This window comes from Paenibacillus chitinolyticus NBRC 15660, assembly GCF_000739915.1.
Classification (GTDB): domain Bacteria; phylum Bacillota; class Bacilli; order Paenibacillales; family NBRC-103111; genus Paenibacillus_F; species Paenibacillus_F chitinolyticus.
In genome coordinates this window covers 667,456-687,831 of record NZ_BBJT01000002.1, presented here as the reverse complement: position 1 = coordinate 687,831, position 20,376 = coordinate 667,456, and the positions used below count along the sequence as shown (strand labels likewise).

At 53.2% G+C, this 20,376-nt stretch carries 17 protein-coding genes, 1 pseudogene and 1 riboswitch; of the genes and pseudogenes, 15 read left to right on the top strand and 3 right to left on the bottom strand.

Annotation, left to right across the window (positions count from 1 at the left end):
* Positions 1-81 precede the first annotated feature (81 nt).
* The 5 genes and pseudogenes from PCH01S_RS04530 (at position 82) to PCH01S_RS04515 (ending at position 6,277) form a co-directional block, all read left to right on the top strand.
* Positions 82-903, top strand: a pseudogene (locus PCH01S_RS04530) (MBL fold metallo-hydrolase).
* Positions 904-1,210: 307 nt separating this feature from the next.
* A complete protein-coding gene (locus PCH01S_RS04525) occupies positions 1,211-4,060 on the top strand; it encodes a 2-oxoglutarate dehydrogenase E1 component (RefSeq protein WP_042227468.1) in 2,850 nt (949 codons plus the stop codon).
* A 25-nt stretch (positions 4,061-4,085) separates the two neighbouring features.
* The gene (gene odhB / locus PCH01S_RS04520) at positions 4,086-5,360 is read left to right on the top strand and encodes a 2-oxoglutarate dehydrogenase complex dihydrolipoyllysine-residue succinyltransferase (RefSeq protein WP_042227133.1); all 1,275 of its coding nucleotides are present in this window, start codon (positions 4,086-4,088) and stop codon (positions 5,358-5,360) included.
* Positions 5,361-5,740: 380 nt separating this feature from the next.
* Positions 5,741-5,896: a hypothetical protein gene (locus PCH01S_RS30780; RefSeq protein WP_164977144.1), complete on the top strand. Its 156-nt coding sequence runs from the start codon at positions 5,741-5,743 to the stop codon at positions 5,894-5,896.
* An 87-nt stretch (positions 5,897-5,983) separates the two neighbouring features.
* Positions 5,984-6,277, top strand: a complete 294-nt coding sequence (locus PCH01S_RS04515; RefSeq protein WP_042227131.1) for a DUF6509 family protein — start codon at positions 5,984-5,986, stop codon at positions 6,275-6,277.
* A 246-nt stretch (positions 6,278-6,523) separates the two neighbouring features.
* Here the strand turns inward: PCH01S_RS04515 and PCH01S_RS04510 are convergent, their stop codons facing one another.
* Entirely contained in the window at positions 6,524-6,763 is a 240-nt protein-coding gene (locus PCH01S_RS04510) for a hypothetical protein (RefSeq protein WP_042227129.1), read from the bottom strand.
* A gap of 104 nt (positions 6,764-6,867) precedes the next feature.
* Positions 6,868-7,323: a GNAT family N-acetyltransferase gene (locus PCH01S_RS04505; RefSeq protein ID WP_042227127.1), complete on the bottom strand. Its 456-nt coding sequence runs from the start codon at positions 7,321-7,323 to the stop codon at positions 6,868-6,870.
* Between the two features lie 152 nt (positions 7,324-7,475).
* Here PCH01S_RS04505 and PCH01S_RS04500 point away from each other — a divergent pair, with 152 nt between their 5' ends.
* The 7 genes from PCH01S_RS04500 (at position 7,476) to bshB2 (ending at position 15,925) form a co-directional block, all read left to right on the top strand.
* The gene (locus tag PCH01S_RS04500; RefSeq protein ID WP_042227125.1) at positions 7,476-8,288 is read left to right on the top strand and encodes a class I SAM-dependent methyltransferase; all 813 of its coding nucleotides are present in this window, start codon (positions 7,476-7,478) and stop codon (positions 8,286-8,288) included.
* Positions 8,289-8,414: 126 nt separating this feature from the next.
* On the top strand, positions 8,415-9,344 hold the full coding sequence (locus tag PCH01S_RS04495) for a manganese-dependent inorganic pyrophosphatase (RefSeq protein ID WP_042227123.1): 930 nt from the start codon (positions 8,415-8,417) through the stop codon (positions 9,342-9,344).
* A 130-nt stretch (positions 9,345-9,474) separates the two neighbouring features.
* Positions 9,475-9,993 (top strand): TetR/AcrR family transcriptional regulator, encoded by a 519-nt coding sequence (locus tag PCH01S_RS04490; RefSeq protein ID WP_042227122.1) that lies wholly within the window; start codon positions 9,475-9,477, stop codon positions 9,991-9,993.
* 95 nt (positions 9,994-10,088) lie between these two features.
* Positions 10,089-10,976 carry a hypothetical protein gene (locus PCH01S_RS04485; protein ID WP_042227121.1) on the top strand — a complete coding sequence of 296 codons (888 nt, stop codon included), beginning with the start codon at positions 10,089-10,091 and terminating at the stop codon, positions 10,974-10,976.
* Positions 10,977-11,243: 267 nt separating this feature from the next.
* On the top strand, positions 11,244-14,708 hold the full coding sequence (locus PCH01S_RS04480; protein WP_042227120.1) for a PAS domain S-box protein: 3,465 nt from the start codon (positions 11,244-11,246) through the stop codon (positions 14,706-14,708).
* A 189-nt stretch (positions 14,709-14,897) separates the two neighbouring features.
* Positions 14,898-15,242 carry a YojF family protein gene (locus PCH01S_RS04475; RefSeq protein WP_042227119.1) on the top strand — a complete coding sequence of 115 codons (345 nt, stop codon included), beginning with the start codon at positions 14,898-14,900 and terminating at the stop codon, positions 15,240-15,242.
* 26 nt (positions 15,243-15,268) lie between these two features.
* Entirely contained in the window at positions 15,269-15,925 is a 657-nt protein-coding gene (gene bshB2, locus PCH01S_RS04470) for a bacillithiol biosynthesis deacetylase BshB2 (protein ID WP_042227466.1), read from the top strand.
* Positions 15,926-16,013: 88 nt separating this feature from the next.
* On the opposite strand, the gene PCH01S_RS04465 is transcribed toward bshB2, so the two are convergent.
* The gene (locus tag PCH01S_RS04465) at positions 16,014-16,502 is read right to left on the bottom strand and encodes a spore coat protein (RefSeq protein ID WP_042227118.1); all 489 of its coding nucleotides are present in this window, start codon (positions 16,500-16,502) and stop codon (positions 16,014-16,016) included.
* Between the two features lie 205 nt (positions 16,503-16,707).
* Between PCH01S_RS04465 and PCH01S_RS04460 the strand changes: the two genes are divergently transcribed.
* The 3 genes from PCH01S_RS04460 (at position 16,708) to PCH01S_RS04450 (ending at position 20,354) form a co-directional block, all read left to right on the top strand.
* A complete protein-coding gene (locus PCH01S_RS04460) occupies positions 16,708-17,643 on the top strand; it encodes a phosphotransferase (protein WP_042227117.1) in 936 nt (311 codons plus the stop codon).
* Between the two features lie 143 nt (positions 17,644-17,786).
* Positions 17,787-17,994, top strand: a riboswitch (cobalamin riboswitch).
* A gap of 228 nt (positions 17,995-18,222) precedes the next feature.
* Positions 18,223-19,113 carry a class I SAM-dependent methyltransferase gene (locus PCH01S_RS04455; RefSeq protein ID WP_042227116.1) on the top strand — a complete coding sequence of 297 codons (891 nt, stop codon included), beginning with the start codon at positions 18,223-18,225 and terminating at the stop codon, positions 19,111-19,113.
* Positions 19,114-19,331: 218 nt separating this feature from the next.
* Positions 19,332-20,354 carry a permease gene (locus PCH01S_RS04450; protein WP_042227115.1) on the top strand — a complete coding sequence of 341 codons (1,023 nt, stop codon included), beginning with the start codon at positions 19,332-19,334 and terminating at the stop codon, positions 20,352-20,354.
* Positions 20,355-20,376 lie beyond the last annotated feature (22 nt).

The following is a 20,376-nucleotide window of genomic DNA, read 5'->3' as shown; positions in this document are numbered from 1 at the left end:
TTTTTTTGCGGGCAATGGGGTAAGTATAAGCAGGCGCAGCCTTATCTGGAAAACTACGGAGTACGGAAAGGAGCCGGATGGATGGAAAATACGTTTGAAGACAAAAGGTTGCCGGTTACGTCTGTCAAGAGCGGGGAAGGGCTCGAGGCCGCCCCGGACATCTACTGCCTCACCCTGCAGATCGTAAATGTCGTGTTTGTGGGGGAAGTCGACAACCCGCAGGGATGGGTGCTTGTGGATGCGGGGATGCCGCGTTCCGCGGACGAGATTATCCAAGCCGCGGAAAAGCGTTTCGGGACGGTGCCTCCGCGCGCGATTGTATTGACCCATGGCCATTTCGACCATGTCGGTGCCATCATCCCGCTGCTTAAGCGCTAGGACGTGCCTGTCTACGCGCACGAGCTCGAAATTCCTTATCTGAACGGCATGCAGGACTATCCGCCGGCCGACCCGGACGCGGACAGCGGACTCGTCGCCAGAATGTCGCCCGTTTTCCCGAATGAGGGGATTGATCTGGGCAGCTATTTGCGCAAGCTTCCGTCGGACGGCTCCATACCCGAAATGCAGGACTGGAGATGGATTCATACGCCGGGACACACACACGGGCATATTTCCCTTTTCCGGGACGAGGATAAAGCATTGATTGCGGGCGACGCTTTCGTGAACGTCAAGCAGGAGTCCCTTTATAAAGTAATTATGCAGACGCCGGAGGTAAACGGTCCCCCGAAATATTTTACGACCGACTGGGAAGCGGCCAAAATCTCCGTCCGGTTTCTGGAAGGACTGCAGCCGTCTCTGGCCGTCACCGGACACGGAAGACCGGTTTCCGGACAAGAATTGGCGGAAGGTTTGCGAACACTTTCTGAACATTTCGAAGAACGGGCGATGCCGGAGAAGAAATAACGGTTGAAATTCCTCTTTTTTTAAGGTGAATTGTCTGATAATTTGTCGAAAAAACCGGCATTCTATGAGGTTTTTACCAAAAAAGCCATAATTGCCGGCTAAATTGTGAACTCTTGTGACAAAATGCGCAATTTTTTTGGACTTTTCTATAGACTGCATTATAATAAGTATTGTAATTTCCACATTTGATGACGATACCTGAAATTGAGGAGAAATTCTCGACGAGGAGGGCTATCGTTATTGTTATGCTAGGATGTTCTATACGAGCAGAACTAATATCTTAAAAGTGAGGCGGAAAATTACAGCTATGAGGAATGAAGTGGAAGGCAGTCGGTGGCCCTGGGAATCTTATTACGGGCCGAACCTAGGTTACATTCAAGAGAAGTATGAGCAGTATCTGAACGATCCCGATTCTGTGGAAGCAGCTTATCGGGACCTGTTTGCGCGTTTTGGAGCGCCTCCGGCATCGGTACAAACCGTCCAATCCGAAGGTCAGGCAAACGCAGGAACCACTACCACCAGCGACCCGAACGTGCTGAAGAAAGTCGTCGCCGTCGGCAAACTGGTGTGGAATATTCGCACATACGGGCACTTAGCTGCCAACCTGGACCCGCTGGGTCTGAGCACCAACCCGGATACAAGACTGCTTGAGCCGGGCACATACGGCCTGACCAAAGAAGATCTGGTGGCAATGCCGGCTTCAATCGTCTGGGAAGAAGCACCGTCCGACGTGGCGAACGGCTGGGAAGCGATCCAGCGCCTGCGTCAAAGATATTCCCAATCGATCGGTTTTGAGTTCAGCCATGTTCATGAGGAAGACGAGCGTAATTGGCTGAACCGTCAAGCGGAATCGGGCGCATCTATCGAGCCGCTGACGAAAGAAGAGCGCACCAAGCTTCTGGACCGCCTAGTACAGACAGAGCAGTTCGAAAACTACCTGCACCGCACGTTCGTCGGTCAGAAGCGCTTCTCACTGCAGGGTACGGATGTACTTATTCCACTTTTAGACGAAATCGTACATGAAGTCGTTCACGACGGAGCGGAACACATTCTGATGGGGATGGCTCACCGCGGACGCCTAAACGTGCTTGCTCACATTCTGGGTAAGCCGTACAAGAAAATTTTTGCGGAATTCCATCATGCGCCGAACAAAGACATCATTCCGTCCGAAGGTTCCACAGGAATCAACTACGGCTGGACAGGGGACGTAAAGTACCACCTGGGTGCACGACGCTCAATCAAGGAAGGCGAAACTAGAGAAGCCAAGCTGACACTCGCGAACAACCCGAGTCACTTGGAGTTTGTAGGCGCAGTCGTTGAGGGCTTTGCGCGTGCGGCACAAGATAATCGTGAAAATCCCGGCTATCCAGAACAGGATCTGAACAAGGCGGCTTGTATTGTCATGCACGGCGACGCCGCGTTCCCGGGTGAAGGTATCGTTGCCGAGACACTCAACTTTACGAAGCTGACCGGTTACGAGAACGGCGGAACGATCCATATCATCGTCAACAACCGGGTAGGTTTCACGACCGATAGCACGGATTCCCGCTCCACTCACTATGCGAGTGACCTGGCCAAAGGCTACGAGATTCCGATCGTTCACGTTAACGCGGACGACCCGGAAGCATGCCTCGCAGCGGCGCGTCTGGCTTGCGAATACCGCAACCGGTTCAAGAAAGACTTCCTGATCGACCTGATCGGCTACCGCCGTTACGGACATAATGAGAACGACGATCCGGAAACGACTCAGCCGCTGATGTACGGCAAAGTGAAGAACCATTCGACGATCTCCGTCCTGTATGCGGAAAAGCTGAAGCAGGAAGGGCTTGTAGACGACAACGGCTACCAGCAGATGATCCAGAACATCCAGAACACGCTTCAGGAAGCGTACGAACTCGTTAAAAATCACCAAGGCAAGGGAAAGCGTGTCGCCGAGCCGGCTATTTTCGACGATCTCAAGAAAATCAAGACGGCCGTTCCGCTTCAGGAACTGCAGGAAATCAACCGCGAGCTGATTACATGGCCGGAAGATTTCAACGTCTACCCGAAATTGCAGCGTATCCTGGAACGCCGCGGAGACGCGCTTAACGAAGGCGGCAAGGTAGACTGGGCGCTCGCGGAGACGCTGGCATTCGCATCGATCCTGGCCGACGGCAAGCCGATCCGGATCAGCGGACAGGACGTAGGGCGCGGAACGTTCGCGCATCGCCACCTCGTGCTTCACGATGTGAAGAACGGCTCGACCTACTCGCCGCTGCACAAGCTGCCTCAGGCGCGCGCATCGTTCGCGATTTATAACAGCCCGCTTTCCGAAGGCTCCGTCCTTGCTTTCGAATACGGCTACAACGTGTACTCGCCGGAAACTCTCGTGATCTGGGAAGCCCAGTACGGCGATTTCGCCAATGCGGCGCAGGTGATCATCGACCAGTTCATTTCCGCGGGCCGCTCCAAATGGGAGCAGAAATCCAGCCTCGTGATGCTTCTGCCGCACGGCTACGAAGGTCAAGGACCGGAGCATTCCAGTGCCCGTCTGGAACGTTTCCTGCAGCTTTCCGCAGAGAACAACTGGACGGTCGCGAACCTGAGCAGCGCGGCGCAATATTTCCATATTCTACGCCGCCAGGCTGCCATTACGGAACGCGAAGAGGCTCGTCCGCTCGTGATTATGGCGCCGAAAAGTCTGATCCGCAACGCTCGCGTATCGTCCGACGGCAAGGAATTCAGCGAAAGCTCCTTCCTGCCTGTCATGGAACAGAAAGGTCTTGGCAATCAGCCGAAGAAAGTGAAACGTCTTGTGCTGACCACCGGTAAAATGGCGATCGATCTGGAAGAAGCGTTTGAAACTTCCGAAGACCGCGATTTCTCGTGGCTTCATATTGCCCGCGTAGAGCAGCTTTACCCGCTGCCGGAACAGGATATCGCGGAAATCATCGCGAAGTTCCCTGGACTGAAAGAAATCGTCTGGGTACAGGAAGAACCCCGGAACATGGGATCCTGGAACTTCATGGAATCCAGAATCCGTTCCCTTGCGCCGGATAAAGTCAACGTGCGTTACGTAGGTCTGCCTGACCGCTCCAGCCCGGCCAGCGGCTTCCAGGAGATTCATACGTTCGAACATAACCAGATTATCTCGCTCGCTCTTAAACAACCGGAATAATAAACATGCATAGGAGGTCACCATCGTGGCTGATATTAAAGTGCCTGAATTAGGCGAATCTATTACTGAGGCAACTATCTCTAAATGGCTTGTGACTGAAGGAAGCACGGTAAGTCAAGGCGACTTGCTTCTTGAACTTGAAACGGACAAAGTAAACCTGGAAATCAGCGCGGAACAAGACGGCGTCCTGTCTGAAATCCGCAAGCAGGAAGGCGACAACGTATCGGTCGGCGAAATCGTCGGCGTGATCGGCGCTTCCTCCGGCGCACCGGCGTCTGCGGCTCCTGCAGCGGCTCCTGAGGCTCCGAAAGCGGCGGAAGCTCCTGCAGCTACCCCGGCGGCAGAAGCTCCTGCCAAGGCGCCTGCGGCTTCCGCAGCGGCGAGCGACAGCGCGTCGCTGGCTGCTTCCCCGGCAGCCAGAAAGCTTGCCAGAGAGCGCGGTATCGACCTGAGCCAGGTTAAATCGCAGGATCCGATCGGCCGCGTGTACCAAGACGACGTGAAGTCCCATGGCACGCAAGCGGCACAACCGGCAAGCGCGCCGGCAGCAGCGAAGTCCGGTGGCGCCGGTCAAGCCGCACAGCAAGCGGTACCGGGCAAACCGGTTGAGCGCAAGCGTATGTCCCGCCGCCGTCAGACTATCGCGAACCGCCTGGTGGAAGCTCAGCACACGGCTGCTATGCTGACCACGTTCAACGAAGTTGACATGACGGCGATTCTCGACGTGCGCAAACGCCGCAAGCAGGCGTTCCTTGACAAGCACGATGTGGGTCTGGGCTTTATGTCCTTCTTCACGAAAGCGGTCGTTGGCGCGTTGAAGAAATTCCCTCATCTGAACGCCGAGATCGACGGAGACGATATCGTAGTGAAGCAGTTCTACGACATCGGTATAGCCGTATCCGCGAAGGAAGGTCTGGTCGTTCCGGTCGTTCGCGAAGCGGATCGTCTGAGCTTTGCGGACATCGAGAAGCAGATCGGAGACCTGGCCGGCAAAGCGCGCGCCAACACACTGGCGCTGTCCGACCTTCAAGGCGGTACGTTCACGATCACGAACGGCGGCGTATTCGGCTCCCTGCTGTCCACGCCGATTCTTAACGCTCCGCAAGTGGGCATTCTGGGCATGCACAAAATCCAGATCCGTCCGGTTGCGATCGATGCGGAAAGAATGGAAAACCGTCCGATGATGTACATCGCGCTTTCCTACGACCACCGTATCGTAGACGGCAGCGAGGCGGTTCGCTTCCTCGTCACCGTCAAAGAACTGCTCGAAGATCCGGAATCCCTGCTGCTTGAAGGTTAATCACTCCGCCAGAGCGGTTTAACCGACCGGCACTGCACAATAGAAAGTTGTTAGGAAAAGCCTGCCGGGCCACAAGCTCGGCAGGCTTTTTTATCATGGGAAGGTAAAGGCAATATGCCTTTAAAGCATGCCGTATTATTAGGGATGCTACTGATTAAGGAGGTAAATTATTTCAATCATAGCCCTGCTGCCGACAAATCGCGATTACGTCGCCGGGCGGCTCTTTTACCAGAAACCCCAGCGCACTTCCGGCTTGCCGGACCCCGTGGGTCGTTTTTTTAACCATTCAGGAAGCTTCGGCTGTCATAGAAATTGCATTTCTGGGTAATGAATGAAGAGAAGTTGGAAGCAGCGACGACCATTCTAAGGGGGAAGAAAAGATGAAAATTATGATTACGCAAGGCGAGGCGCTGGAAAAGGGAATCTGGCCCGAAGTGATGAAAATGTTCGGCTTGAACCAAGAGGACGACGTGTGGGCCAACGAAGAATTTGTCTTGTCCGAAGAACAGGCCAAGACGCTCGGATTGATATCCTAAAGAGTCACCGGGAAGAGAGGGGATGGGAAATTCCTCGATTCGGTGTATAATAGGCTTCGAAGGTTTTGATGAGAAAGGAATGCTGACATGCTAACGATTACAGCTTATAGTGCAGAACTTGTAAAAGACCCGTTCGGGATTATTCCGGGGAAGCGTTATGAATTTAATCTGGAGGTAGACGTTCCGGAAGACGACGAGCTGTACACGGCTAACGGAATCTATCTGCGGGTCATATACGGCGTGGACGAAGGACAAAGTCGGATCATCAAGTACGATATCCGTGAAAATTCGACGGATACATACCTTGAGTTCGATCTTGAGGACGAAGAGCTTGCGGTCGTCGATACGTTCTGCAAGGAACATCTTCCGCAGGACGAATAAATGCGAGGATGAAGGGGCGGCATATTGCTCTCACGAATCCCGTCATACTGGCAAAAGGCTCCCCGGCGTCTTCGGACGGTCGCGGAGAGCCTTTTTTTTGCGTGCTTTTTGCTGCATAGCGTCTGCCGTCGAACGGATGAAGAGCTGAATGGAACCTGAACGCGGGGAAATCGCCGCATAAAAAGCCTGTTCCTACAGGAACAGGCTCGGCAGATGTAAGTATGAAGTGCGAATGGAGTGAAGGGGTTAATCCGTAACGTCTTCGGACGCCGTATCTTCGACGGCTTCATCCGACTCGTCGCTTTCAACGGTTTCCGTGACTTCTTCGTCGTCCGCTTCCGTACTGTCTTCTAAGGTATCTGCGTCCGAGTCGGCATCTTCCGCCGTTTCGGCTTCCGCATCCGCTTGGACTTCCTCGACAGCTTCTACCTCGCCGGCAGCGACTTCTTCTTCGGACAATTGAATTTCATTTTCGGACTCTGCCATTGTTCATCCCTCCATTTGTACACTTAGGTCTCTAAGCGTATCCTAAGCATATCAAACGGAAAGTGAAGAAAATGTCGGGGGTTGGGGGCGAACTAATTAAAATTTTATAAATCTTGGGACATCCGTACCATATCGATAACCTGCATCCCGTTCTCGTAGATTTCTTCGGCATAGTGCCGGACGAAAAAATCCTTGTCGATTCCCGTAATCCGGAATCCGCACTTTTGATAAAGCGCAAGCTGGGCGACTCCGGTGCTGCCTGTTCCGATTTCGATCGTTTTGAACCCGAATTCCCGGGCCTGCCCGACGGCATGGAGAACCAGCTCCTTGCCGTAGCCTCTGCCGTGACAATCCTCGCTTACCGCCACGTTGACGAGTTCGACCGTCCCCGGGCGGGTCGGCAGCAGCACATAGACACCTATCACCCTCCCGTCCGCAGCCGCTCCGGTAAAGCAGCGTCCTCGCTCTATGTATTCCCGAACCAGTTCTTCCGAAGGATCGGCAAGCAGGAGCAGGTCCATCGGATAAGGTTCGCCATGACGCAATTCCGTAATGTTCATCGTTTTTTTCTCCTTTTATACGGTTTCTGTCTTCTAGCAACTCCACACCTTTACTCCTATTAAACATCCGTCTCCCAATTCCTCTTTCATGAAAAGGAAAAAAGGCTTTCGGCTCGAATTGTTTTGGGAAACAGCAATCGGGAGGCGAAAAAATGAAACCTATCGTAAACTACTACAGCCAATTTGACGAGTGGGGGAGGCTGGACCGGGAACCGTGGGAGTACACCATAAATTTGTCTTTTATTAAAAAGTATCTGCCCGCCGGTTCCGCTGTTCTGGATAACGGAGCGGGCCCGGGCAAATATGCCATGGAGCTGGCTCGTGAGGGTCACGACGTGACCCTTGCCGATTTGACGTCGAAGCTCGTGGAAACGGCGCGAAGCAAAGCCGCCGAGCTGGGGCTGCTGGACCGGTTCCGCGGGTTCCACGCAGCCGATGCGAGAGACCTCAGCCTGTTCGGAGACGGGCAGTTCGACGCCTCCTTGATGCTTGGGCCTCTCTACCACCTGCAAGGCGCCGAAGACCGGGAGAAGGCGGTGCGTGAGCTTCACCGGGTAACCGCCAAGGACGGCTGGGTCTTTGTCGCTTTTATGCCGCGGATCCGGCACCTCGCCAATTCCCTGCGCGATCCGCTGAATTGGAAGCCGAACGATACGGTCCGCGGGCTGGAGGCTTTCGCCGAAACGGGCCGCTTCGATCACAGCGATGCCGGTCGTTTTACCGGTGCGTACTATTTTCCGGTCGGCGATATCGTCCCGTTCATGGAGACAAACGGCTTCGGGACCGTCAAGCTGATCGGTTCCGGAAGTATCGCCGCCGGAATGACGGGGGAGCAGTGGGATTACTGGCGCTCGCAAGGGGAGGAAGTGTCCCGGAGAGTGCTGGATCTGATCATGCAAGCGGCCGAAGATCCGTACAATCTCGGCTCTTCCTCGCACCTTTTGTACGTGGGCAGGAGACTTTAAAGCAGCCGTCCGATTATTCTCTGTATAGGGATTGGAATAAGCTGATTTTAACGCTATAATCGAGTTAGGATTTTAGCTCTTTTTGCGATCCATTTCAAATTCAAACGAAGTAAGGAGCCTTTATTGATGGAAAAAACATTGATTTTCGGACACAAAAACCCGGACACCGACACCATTTGTTCCGCACTCGCATATGCAGACCTGAAAACCCAGCTTGGCGAAAACGTAGAAGCGGTCCGCCTGGGAGCCGTAAGCGGCGAAACCCAATTCGCGCTGGATACTTTTAAGGCAGAAGCTCCCCGTCTTGTCGAGACGGTTGCCGGCGAAGTCAAGACCGTTATTCTCGTCGATCATAACGAACGTCAGCAGAGCGTTAGCGACATCGATCAAGTGCGCGTGACTGAAGTTATCGACCACCACCGCATCGCGAATTTCGAGACGAGCGGCCCGCTTTACTACCGCGCCGAACCTGTCGGCTGCACGGCGACGATTTTGAACAAGCTGTACAAAGAAAACGGCAAGTCCGTTCCCGCGAACATTGCCGGACTGATGGTATCCGCCATCATTTCGGACACGCTGCTGCTGAAATCGCCGACCTGCACGGAGCAGGACGTGGCGGCCGCACGCGAACTGGCGGAGATCGCCGGCGTTAACCTCGAAAGCTACGGACTGGACATGCTCAAAGCGGGCGCGGATCTTAGCGACAAAACGATCGAACAGCTCATTTCGCTGGACGCGAAAGAGTTCCAGATGGGCTCCCACAAGGTGGAAATCGCACAGGTAAACGCGGTGGACACGAACGATGTTCTCGCCCGCCAGGACGAACTGGAAGCGGCTCTGAACGCGATTATCGAGAAAAAAGGACTGGATCTTTTCCTGTTTGTCGTAACGGATATTCTCAACAACGATTCCATCGGTCTGGCGCTCGGCTCCTCCGCCAAAGCGGTGGAAGAAGCGTACAACGTAACGCTTGCCGACAACAAAGCGGTGCTGAAAGGCGTCGTTTCCCGCAAATCGCAGATCGTTCCCGTTCTGACAGACATTTTGAGCAAATAAGACTTTAAAAATAACGGCCGCCGGGCATCCAAGCCAGGCGGCTTTTTAAACTTTTTTTGCGTTGCCTCTTGACGAAACGGTCATTCGGCTTTTATTATTTATTTATCAATAAATAAAAGGAGGTGCGGAGTTGGTTGTCCGCGAAGATCGCAAAGAACAGATTATAAACGCAGCCGTTGGAATATTCGCGGAACTTGGATATTATAAAACAACGACAGCCATGGTGGCTAAAGCGGCCGGGGTGACGCAGCCGTACGTGTTTCATTTTTTCAAAAGCAAGGAAGAGCTGTTCAAGGCGGTAGCTGACCGGGCCGTACAGCGGCTCTATGATGCCTTCATGCAGGTGGAAGCTCAAGGGAATCTCATTATGGAATCAATGGGCCAGGCGTTCAAAGATCTCATGCGGGCTAACCGGGCGGAAATGTTGATGGTGCTGCAGGCGCCTGCCATATCAGAACCCGAAATCCGCAGGCATATGAGCGAGAAGTTTGCGTTGATACACAGCACAATCATGCGAAAATTCGAAGAGTCCGGAATGGACGATGTCGAGACGGCAGCCGGCAATTTCATGGCCATCGGACTTCTGATCGTAACTTCGGATGTGCTGCAGCTTCCCGAGATGCTCCCTTTCAAAGATTCGAACTGCTAGGAGACCTGGCAAGGCGGCACGTTAAGGCTGCCTATTTTTTTACAGAATTATTTATTGACTAATAAATAAATATTCGAGAAAAGGATGTGCTTAAAATGAAATCAGCTCTTTATAACGGACATGACGGCTCTCATTCCATGTTTTCAGGCGAACGCGTACTAATCTGGACGGGTTTGGCAGGCTTTGTACTCGCGGCTTTTATGGCGGTTTATATGGCATTGTACGGAAGCCGGGTCCTTCCGGAAGGCAATGTGGAAAGCGCCTTTTCCTTTAACGCGGCGCTGGGTATTTTCATCTTGTCGATAGCTGCCGTTCTCCCATTGGCCTCAATGGGCAGCCGCTCGCGCAAAGTATACCGCTGGATGCTCGCGTTTACGGGAGGGGCCGCTTATCTGCTGGAGTCCGTCCAGCATCTGCGAGGTATCAATCCGCGATTTACACAGGCGGGCACGGATATCGACCGCATCGCGGGAATCGTCTTTGGTCTGGACTCCATGCTGCTGATTGTTCTGGTCGTCTGGCTTGCCGCGGCTTTTTACAGAAAATCGGTACTGGCGGAGCGGCCGCTTGTTGTTCTCGGCATCCGTTACGGGTTTCTCTCCACAATGGCGGCCGTTGTTGCGGGAATCGGCATGATCGCGCTTCAGAGCCGCTACACCGGCGCTTCGGGCAATCTGATCGTCCTGCACGGGCTGGGGTTTCATGCGGTTCAGACGCTTCCGCTGCTTGGCTGGCTGCTGGAAAAATCGGATGACGCGCAGTCTCGCAAAGTCAGGCTCGTCCACGCGGGCTCAATCGGCTGGATGCTGGCGATTGCGGGCGTCGGCTTCCAGACGGCTTCAGGTATGTCCGTCGCCGAGCTGTCGCCCTGGACGCTCACGGCGGCGGCCGGGCTGCTCGTCTGGCTGCTTGCTCTGGGCACGGCCCTCCGGAAGTCGGTAACCGTAACCTGGAGAGTCCGGCCAGGGGTATCGAAGCTTTAACGCCTTCCCGCTTCGGCAAAGCTGCGCAGCTTACTGCCGCACGGGTTTCCGCTCCCGGCCGGGTTTCCTTGCCTGCAAGGAAACCCGGCTTTTTTCAGCGGATTGAAGCGAGATTGAAAGTTTTAGAGAGCGGAAGCCGATTTCGGCGTTTCTAAATGGTTCGTTGTTGTTATAATAACTACATCGAACCTATCTGTTTCCAGGGCGAATCGCCGGTTATAGTGAAACAGAGCCCCAGATTCAGGGGCGGAATCAAGGAGGCTTCCCGTGAACATCCCTTCGCAGGCTAAAGAAACGCTTTTTACCCATTTGTACGGTCAGGCGGCGAACGGCCTGGTATTCGCATCTCCTGAAAACGGGGAGTGGCTCGGCATGAATCCGGCTTTATGCAACATCCTCGGTTACTCGGAAGCGGAACTGCTCGAGAGAACCGAAAAATTACTTCTGCATCCGGACGACGAAAGTTTCATCAGTGAACACAAACGCATGATGGAGAAGCTTGCCGCTTTTCCCGGTGAGGTTTCCGAAAGGGAGAAACGGTATTTTCATAGAGACGGGCGCGTCATTTCGCTACACGTCCGCACGACATTGGCACGCGATCCGGAGGCTGGACAGCCGCTGTATCTTATTCATGAATTTACGGATATGACGGACAAAAATGCAGCCGCAAAAGAGCTTGAAGACAACCGCGACCTCGCCCTGCTTTTTTCCAAAAACATTCAGGATGTCATTTCGTTCAGCTCGCCGAGCGGGACCATTCTATATATTTCACCCTCTGTCGAGGGGCTGCTGGGCTATAAGCCGGAAGAAATGATCGGCCGCAAACGCGTCGATTTCTATCATCCCGACGATGCTTTGCAAATGAGGAACCGGGATAAGCTCTACTCGGAGAAAGAAGTTTTCGTAAGACGGGTCCGGCACAAGCAGGGACATTATATTTGGCTTGAGACCGCCTTTCAGCTCGTGCGTAGCGGCGATGGCCGCGTCATCAAAATTTTAGCGATCGGCCGCAACGTGACGGAACGCAAAAAGTACGAAGAAACGCTGGCCGAGGCTCAGCGGGTAGCCCATATCGGTTCCTGGGAGTGGGATCTGCTTAACTCGCGGGTTTCTTTCTCGGACGAAATGCGCCGCATTTTCGGTTATGCGATCCATTCCGCGGATTCCGATGCGGAGCTGTTTCTGAGCTGCATTTACCCCGAAGATCTCCCGCGTGTCCGCGAAAGCATCGAGAAGGCGCTCGAAAACGGCGAATCCGGTGAAATGATCTACAAAATTTGTCTGCCGGACCAGTCGATCCGGACCATTGCGGGTCAATGGGAAGTCGTGGCCGACGAATTCAATAAACCTATCCAGATTATCGGGATGGTGCAGGATATAACCGAACGGCGGCGGATGGAAGAGCGGATTCTGGAAAGCGAGCAGAATTACCGGCTTATTTCGGAATATTCGCTTGATTTTATATCCAGACATGCTGTGGACGAGCAGGCGACGTTCCTGTTCGTGTCCCCGATCTGCCATACGATGCTCGGTTACGAGCCTGAAGAAATGGTGGGCACGGCGGGACTCGGCTACATTCACCCCGATGATGTCGACTTTGTCAAAAAGTACCTGCAGGAAAATATGCACGGGGAAGGAGATGAGAAGGTTACGTTCCGCTTCTTCCGCAAAGACGGCACGTACGTCTGGTTCGAAACGACCAGCCGTTACACGCTGGACGATCAGGGCAGAGAGCAGGAAATCGTCGCCATTTCACGCGATATTACGGAACGCAGAAACACGGAACTCCGGCTTCAGGAGTACAAGTCGCTGTTTGACTATAATCCGGTCGGCGTAGCTTCGCTCGATCTTCACGGAAAGCTGCTGACGGCTAACCGGGGGCAGCAGGTTCTGACGGGTTATTCCGAAAAGGAGCTGACCGACCGGCATTTCGCATCGCTGGTTCATCCGGACGATTACGACAAGACTTTACGGCATTTCGAACTGGCGGCACAGGGCGAACCGCAGACTTACGAGACGGGGCTCATTCATAAAGACGGACACCGCATCGAAGCGAGCGTCATAAATGTCCCGATCGTGCTAAGCGGGCACATCGTCGGGGTGTATGTCCTGACAAGCGACATCACGGACCGCAAAAAGTATACGGAAGAGATCGAGAAGCTGAGCTATGAGCACGCGCTGATTCTCAATTCCGTTTCCGAAGGAATTTTCGGGCTGGATTTGCAGGGGCAGGGGATGTTTATCAATCCCGCCGGCGCATCCATGCTCGGGTTTAATCCGAAAGAACTGATCGGAAACCGGCACCTTCTAACCGTCGAGCAGGCCTGTCCGGACGGCAATCAGTACCTTCCCGGCGATTCGCCGGTCGAACGGGCGGTAAGAGACGGCGTTTCCGTATCGCCGAGCGAAGGAATTTTCTGGCGGAAGGACGGAACGAGCTTTCTGGCATCCTACCAAGTTACGCCCCTGTTCGATAAGGGGGAGAGAAAAGGCGTCGTGGTTGTTTTCCGGGATGTGACGAACGAGAAAGAAATTATCCGGGCCAAAGAATTTGCCGAACAGGCCGACCGGGCCAAATCGGAGTTTCTGGCCATTATGTCCCACGAACTGCGCACGCCGATGAACGGGATTATCGGAATGACCGGGCTGCTCCAGGAAACGATGCTGGATGAAGAGCAGCGCAGTTATGCGGATATTATCCGGGAGAGCAGCGACGCCCTGCTGCATATTTTGAATGAAATTCTGGATTTCTCCCGGATCGAAGCCGGCAAAATGGAATTAAACCTGGACGCGATCGATTTAAGGGAAACGCTGGCGGGTGTTCTGGAGCTTTTCCGGGTAAAAGCGGAGGAAAAGAACCTGAAGCTCTCGTGCGATATTCCGGCCGGACTGCCCCGGTACGTGTTGGGAGACGAGGCGCGAGTGAGACAAGTGCTGATCAATCTGATCAGCAACGCGATCAAATTCACCGAGCGGGGAAGCGTCTCGGTAGCGGTGGAGATAACACCATCACCCGAGCCCCAATCGGTGATGCTGGAATTTAAAATCCGGGATACGGGAATAGGGATTCCCGCCGGAAAAATCCACCTGTTGTTTCAATCGTTCTCTCAGCTGCATCCCGCCATTAACCGCAAATACGGCGGTACGGGGCTCGGCTTGTCGATCAGCAAGAAGCTTGTCGAGCTCATGGGCGGCGAAATCGGTGTCGAAAGCGAAGAAAACGCCGGCTCCACCTTCTTCTTTACCCTGTACGCCAGTTTAGGCGACTCGGAAGCGCCGGACACGGCCTCCGCGATCCATCCGGCGGAAACCGCGCCTGTTCCTTCCCTTCCGGAGGCGAAGCCTGCGCCGCTGCGGGTGCTCATTGCGGACGACCATCCCATGAACCGTAAACTGCTTCACACGTTAACCGGCAAGCTGGGTTATTCCGCGGATGTCGTAAACAGCGGAGCGGAAGCCGTGCAGGCTGCGGGGGAGCAGACGTATGATTTGATTTTCATGGACGTGCAGATGCCGGTCATGGACGGGTTCGAGGCGACCCGTCTAATCCGTGAACGACACGGGAAGAAGGCAATGCCTCCCGTCATCATTGCCGTAACCGCTTTTGCCAGAGAAGAAGACAAAGAACAGTGCCTGGCATCCGGGATGAACGATTATATCAGCAAGCCGGTCCTTTCGGGTGAGCTCAAACGTCTGATGGCCAAGTGGTCCGCTCGGATAAAAGAACGATAGAAGCCGTGAAAACCCGCCGTGGAGCGGGTTTTTTGTTTGTACAGGCCCGAATACCGGGTCTATCCGCACCCGATGCGATTTGTGAAGTCGATCGGAATGTTTTATAATAAGCTACATTTAAACCTACAATATATTAGCCGCATACAATAGTTTAGGTGAATACGTCAGTATATTACTGGAGGAATCTTCATGCAGTTTATTAATCAGGCGGCCGTCCAGCAAGTTCTTGATCTGCTTAAGGGCCAGGACCTGTATATTCATCTGGAAATGACGAACGGGGCTTACGCTTCCCACCTTGACCAGTCCAAACATACGGCCTCGACGTTTATCCGCAATTCGAAGATCCGTTATCTGCAGGGCTCCATTGCCGGAAACGGCCCCTACCGGGTAGGGCTCAAAATGGAAGAAGGCTGGGTTTATTCCGAGGGACTTACCCATTGGGATGAAACAGAGACGCAGAGACTGATTTTGTCGGGACATGATAAGGACGGTAAGCTCGTCGTTTCGCTGCAGCTGAGCCGCGACCCTTTTTAACTTACAAAGAGAGAAGGTAGATGGAGATGGAACGACACATACTGGTCGTCCTGCCGCATCCCGATGACGAAGCGTTCGGCATATCCGGTACGCTTGCCGGCCATATACGACAGGGAACCCCGGTGACTTACGCATGCTTGACACTGGGAGAGATGGGACGCAACATGGGCAATCCCCTTGCGGCCAACCGCGTGACACTGCCTGAAATCCGCAAAGCCGAGCTTGAGGAATCGTGTCGGTCAATCGGAATTCAGGATTTGCGCATGCTGGGCTTTCACGATAAAACGATTGAATTCGAAGACCGCGAACTGCTCGTCGGCAAAATCCGCGGACTTATCGACGAGCTGAATCCTTCGCTTGTCATTACGTTCTACCCGGGCTACAGTGTGCATCCGGATCATGACGCAACGGGCGCGGCCGTGATTGATACGGTCCAGCGAATCCCCGTGGAAGAGAGACCGGTCGTTCACTGCATCGCTTTTTCCAAAGGGTGCGAGGATGTGCTCGGCAAAGCGGATGTCGTGAACGATGTCAGGCCGTATCTGGGGCAGAAGCTGGGCTCGATCCTTGCACACAGCTCCCAGTTCCAGCTCAACGGACAGCTCGGCGGCAAATCCGCGAACGACAAAGAGGTGCAGGAACGCTTCGGCTACGAGCGGTTATGGACATACCGGTTTCAATAAAAGAGTGTGCGGGGCGGAAGCCGTTCCCGCACAACGAAAAACCGCCAAGGGGCAGGCAGTCGTGCCGTTCCTTGGCGGTTTTTTGCCGTTATTCGAGGGAGAGGGCGGCCCGGGCGTTGGCCGCGTCGTTTTCCAGCAGTTCCTTCAGGTCATAAGCGGGGTACGCACCGTCTGCATACATCCGGTTGAACACTTTGGCGTGAAATTCGACCGCTCTCAACAGATGTTTCACAAAGGTTGCCCGGAGACGGGGAGTCGCGGTTTCCGTGAGGGCGCAGGCGTAGCTGCGTACGGCGGTTTTGGCAAAAGCGAGAAGCTGTCCCGCTTCCAGGACGGGCAGCTCCGCATTTTTATTCCTGGAGGCGGCAGGCGCTTCGGGGTAATACGCCAGCAGCTCGTTCAGATTCTGCTCCAAGGTTTGTATCGCCGCTCTGAAGAGCGTTTGAAGCCCTTCGTCCGCAAGCGTGGGTAATTTTTGTTTACAAGCGATCAGTTGTCCGGTCTGAAGGCTCACAAGCTCGTGAAGCTCCAAAGTTTCGTGCCAGGCGAGATGCTGGGGGACTTTCGGCAGGCTCATCATCTCAGACTCCATTTCGTGGGGTTTATAACAGCCTATGTGAAGGGGCGGAGATTAGTAAGTTGTCAGTACCTCCAAACGGAAGTTCGCGTTAACGGAAGTGTGAATGGGAATAGTTGATTGTTAAATATTTAATACCTATGAGGGACACGACAACGATGCTAAGATCATTTTATATTTAACTAAGAACTAAGGAGCCCTCGGAATGCCGAATAATAGCAGCCTTATTTCAAAAACGGTTTTAATCGCAGAAAAAGCCGGATTAAAGGACATTACTCCTCTCGAGCTTGGTAATGGCGGGAACCTGATCGTTCATTTGGCCCCGTATCCGATTGTGGCCCGAATAGCCGCTGTGCTTTCAAAAAATAATGCGGATTACGCTTACAAGGTACTGGTTCGTGAATTAAGAGCCGCACGTCATCTCCATTCAAAGGGAGTGCCGGTCCGATTGCCAACTGACCGTACGGATGCAGGACCATACGATATCGGCGGCACATGGGTGACGTTTTGGCAGTATGTTCCCCCTACAGAACTGCAACGCCCTTCGCCAAGCGAAGCAGTTGAACTGGTGAATAGACTTTCACTGGCATTGAAAGATTTTTCCGACGAGATTCCTATGCTTGGTGTTTGGGAACGGACATGTCAATCGGCTTTTAGATTAATGAAACATCCGGATCAGCGTATACAAAATTTGCTAAGTCTGCTCTTCGCGATTGATAGACAGATGCGCCTCGAAACAAGCTTGCTAATACCGTCTCATGGAGATGCTCATTCAAGAAACTTAATACCGAGTCCCGAAGGCTGGGTCTGGTCGGACTTTGAAGATTTATCCTTGATGCCCGCATACTGGGATTTGGCTTCCTATGTAGGCAATCTTGCCTTATTCAATGGAATTCAGGAGCCGACCTTTCAATATATCTGGAGTGGGATAAATAATCAGGCCGATAAGCAAGCTTTTGGATTTGCTGTTACCGCACGCATACTGATGTCCACTTTAGGTAACTTGGATTTCGCGCTTTCAGGCAGCGGAGATTTGGAATTTGCCTATAAACAGCTTGAACTGGCAAAAGATTTTATTGATCAAATCAACCTGATTATTGAAGGGGAACAGCGGAGTCATAACCGTCACGGGTCGACTTAATAGTCCGAAGTAAGGCGAGCCAGGCTTACCGGTACACCTGCTTGACCGCATGCTTCGGTCATTTGCCAAAACGCCGGATTTGGACTACTATTAATCGTGAAGTTGTTTGGCATGTATGCTTTTCTTTAGACAATGAAAGTTCAAACATTCTTTATTGAACGGGTTCCGGTTCTTTCTCTGAGGAGAGGGAACGGATTAAAAGGGAAGTTCGGTGCAATTCCGATACGGTCCCGCCACTGTAAGGGGAAAAGGGGCGAAGCCCCGGCCGAAGCGCATCACGTCACTGGTGAATCCGGGAAGGCGCGCATAGGGTTCCCGAGTCAGGAGACCTGCCTGTTTACCGGTAACTTCATTCCTACGCGGATATAGGATGGCGTTGATGCGAATGTTCTCCCTAATCGTCGGGTCCTAACCCCGGCGTATTCATGCGATGAACCCAAACATCCTGCCTTCGGCGGGATGTTTTTATTTGTTTCGGATCGGTTGAATCCTCCGGCTTTACGGGTAAAATGAAGTCCGCCGCATTTTGAACGAAAGAATGATGTACAAGTATCTTCAAACCGTATGGGGAGGAACACGATGTATTACGGAGTCAAACTAAATACGAATTACAAAACCCTCTGGCAGGAGGGGATGAAGGACTGGGACGGAAATCTTCCGGTACGGATGACCGATGACGTCAAGGAAGAAGGGTTCTGGAACACTTTTATGAAAAAGAAAGAACAAGCCGGGGTGGATTCCTGGGTCGCCAACCTGCGTAAGGAGCTGATCACTCTTATCGATCCCGGCGAAGATGTGCTGGAAATCGGTCCCGGCTGGGGAAATTATACGTTCGAAGCGGCCGAGAAAGCGGGTTCCCTCACCTGCGTCGACAGCTCCGAAAGCGTGCTTGCTTTCCTGAAAGCCTCAGCGGAGCGGAAGGGCTGGAATCATGTAAACTTCGTGCATGCCAAATGGGAAGAGCTTCCCGAGGTGAAGCGGGCCGACGTGGTATTCGGCGTCAATTGTTACTACCGGATGCAGGAGATCGACCGGGCGCTGCTGCATATCAACAACACGGCGAAGCGTCTCGGAATCGCGGGGATGGTAAGCGGTCCCGAAAGACCGCACTACAAGGACATCCAGGAGCAGCTCGGCTGCCGGATCAAATTTCAACGCAGAGATTACATCCATTTGCAGAATCTGCTGTATGAACTGGGAATCGACGCGAACTGTAAAATTGTCAATCTGCACAAAACGTATGCCTACGATACGGAGGAAGAGCTGCTGAAGGACAACCTGAGCGCGGTTTTGGACAAGGAGTATGACCGCAAGAAGGCTGTGGAGCTCTTGTACGCTTATGTGCGAGAAGAAGACGGCAAGCTGATTTACCCGCACAATTTCAAAGCGGCTCTCCTTTATTGGAAGCCGGAAAAACGGCTGGAACCTGCGGACCTGCCCACGGAAGTGAAACAGGTCGTGGGGGTTTAAATCAGAGCCGTTGAAGTGTTTTCCCGGTAACGCGTTTTCGCGTGCCGGGATTTTTTATGGCTTTACGAAAGGGACAAGGGAAGGAGCTTGTCATAGATTCAGTCAAACTCGCATAGGGATGAAGAAGAGGAACGGGTTTAAGGGAGAAGTCTTTTTTGTTGAAAAACGTAATAATTACGATTAAAATAAGGATACTGTCATACACAGGAGGGGAGAACGTGCATTTCAGCGGAGCAAGCAGAGGGATGAGAAAAAGACATCTGATTTATATCGCAGCGGGAAGTTTCCTGGCTGTACTGGCTTGGCAAGCCGTACGGACAGGGAATGCGGGGCTGCCGGACCCTTCGGTTCTCCGCCTGTTCAAGACGATGTTTATCGGCATCGTGCTCGAAGCGGTTCCTTTTATTATGCTCGGTGTGCTGCTTTCCTCGTTCATGCAGGTCTACATCCCGGAAACCTGGATCCGCAAAGCGATCCCCCGGAATCCTTTGCTCGGATTCGTATATGCCTGCCTGCTGGGCATCCTGTTTCCGATTTGCGAATGCGGCATGATCCCGGTCGTCCGGCGGCTGATCAACAAGGGAATGCCGCTGTACATAGGCGTAATCGTCATTCTGGCGGGTCCCATCGTGAACCCGGTCGTCTATGCGGCCACATACACGGCGTTCCGGATGAATCCCGAAATGGTGTATGCCCGGATGGGACTGGCCCTTGGAGTTAGCGCGTTTATCGGCTTGTTCGTGTACGCGTTCATTAACCAAAATCCGCTGAAACACAGACTGGATTCGCTGTATGCCGAGAACGGACAAGATTGCGCGCACGTGCAGGGCGGCGGCAAATTCGTTACGATGATGGGTCACGCGGGCGGGGAATTTTTCGATATGGGGAAATATCTCATTCTCGGCTCTCTCGTTACGGCCGTTATTCAGGCGTTTGTGCCCAGAGGGGATTTGTCGGCGCTGGGGGAGGGGGAGGTGCTTCCGCATCTGTTTATGATGGGTTTTGCCTACATATTGTCGCTCTGTTCCACCTCGGACGCATTCGTCGCTTCTTCCTTTCTCCAAACGTTTTCCAAAGGTTCGCTGCTCACCTTCCTCGTTTTTGGGCCCATGCTCGATTTTAAAAGCACGCTGATGCTCCTGTCCGTCTTCAAAACGAAGTTTGTCCTGCTGCTGGCCGTTCTAATCACGATGACCGTGTTTGCAGGTTCCGTCATTGTCGAACACCTGTTTTTCAACTAACGCTTTGAATTGGGGGAGGTGA

Bases quoted from the DNA above. Each gene is read 5' to 3' on its own strand.
- PCH01S_RS04525 (WP_042227468.1), top strand. From the start codon at position 1,211: ATGAGGAATGAAGTGGAAGGCAGTCGGTGGCCCTGGGAATCTTATTAC.
- PCH01S_RS30780 (WP_164977144.1), top strand. From the start codon at position 5,741: ATGAAAATTATGATTACGCAAGGCGAGGCGCTGGAAAAGGGAATCTGG.
- PCH01S_RS04515 (WP_042227131.1), top strand. From the start codon at position 5,984: ATGCTAACGATTACAGCTTATAGTGCAGAACTTGTAAAAGACCCGTTC.
- PCH01S_RS04510 (WP_042227129.1), bottom strand. From the start codon at position 6,763: ATGGCAGAGTCCGAAAATGAAATTCAATTGTCCGAAGAAGAAGTCGCT.
- PCH01S_RS04505 (WP_042227127.1), bottom strand. From the start codon at position 7,323: ATGAACATTACGGAATTGCGTCATGGCGAACCTTATCCGATGGACCTG.
- PCH01S_RS04500 (WP_042227125.1), top strand. From the start codon at position 7,476: ATGAAACCTATCGTAAACTACTACAGCCAATTTGACGAGTGGGGGAGG.
- PCH01S_RS04495 (WP_042227123.1), top strand. From the start codon at position 8,415: ATGGAAAAAACATTGATTTTCGGACACAAAAACCCGGACACCGACACC.
- PCH01S_RS04485 (WP_042227121.1), top strand. From the start codon at position 10,089: ATGAAATCAGCTCTTTATAACGGACATGACGGCTCTCATTCCATGTTT.
- PCH01S_RS04475 (WP_042227119.1), top strand. From the start codon at position 14,898: ATGCAGTTTATTAATCAGGCGGCCGTCCAGCAAGTTCTTGATCTGCTT.
- bshB2 (WP_042227466.1), top strand. From the start codon at position 15,269: ATGGAACGACACATACTGGTCGTCCTGCCGCATCCCGATGACGAAGCG.
- PCH01S_RS04465 (WP_042227118.1), bottom strand. From the start codon at position 16,502: ATGAGCCTGCCGAAAGTCCCCCAGCATCTCGCCTGGCACGAAACTTTG.
- PCH01S_RS04460 (WP_042227117.1), top strand. From the start codon at position 16,708: ATGCCGAATAATAGCAGCCTTATTTCAAAAACGGTTTTAATCGCAGAA.
- PCH01S_RS04455 (WP_042227116.1), top strand. From the start codon at position 18,223: ATGTATTACGGAGTCAAACTAAATACGAATTACAAAACCCTCTGGCAG.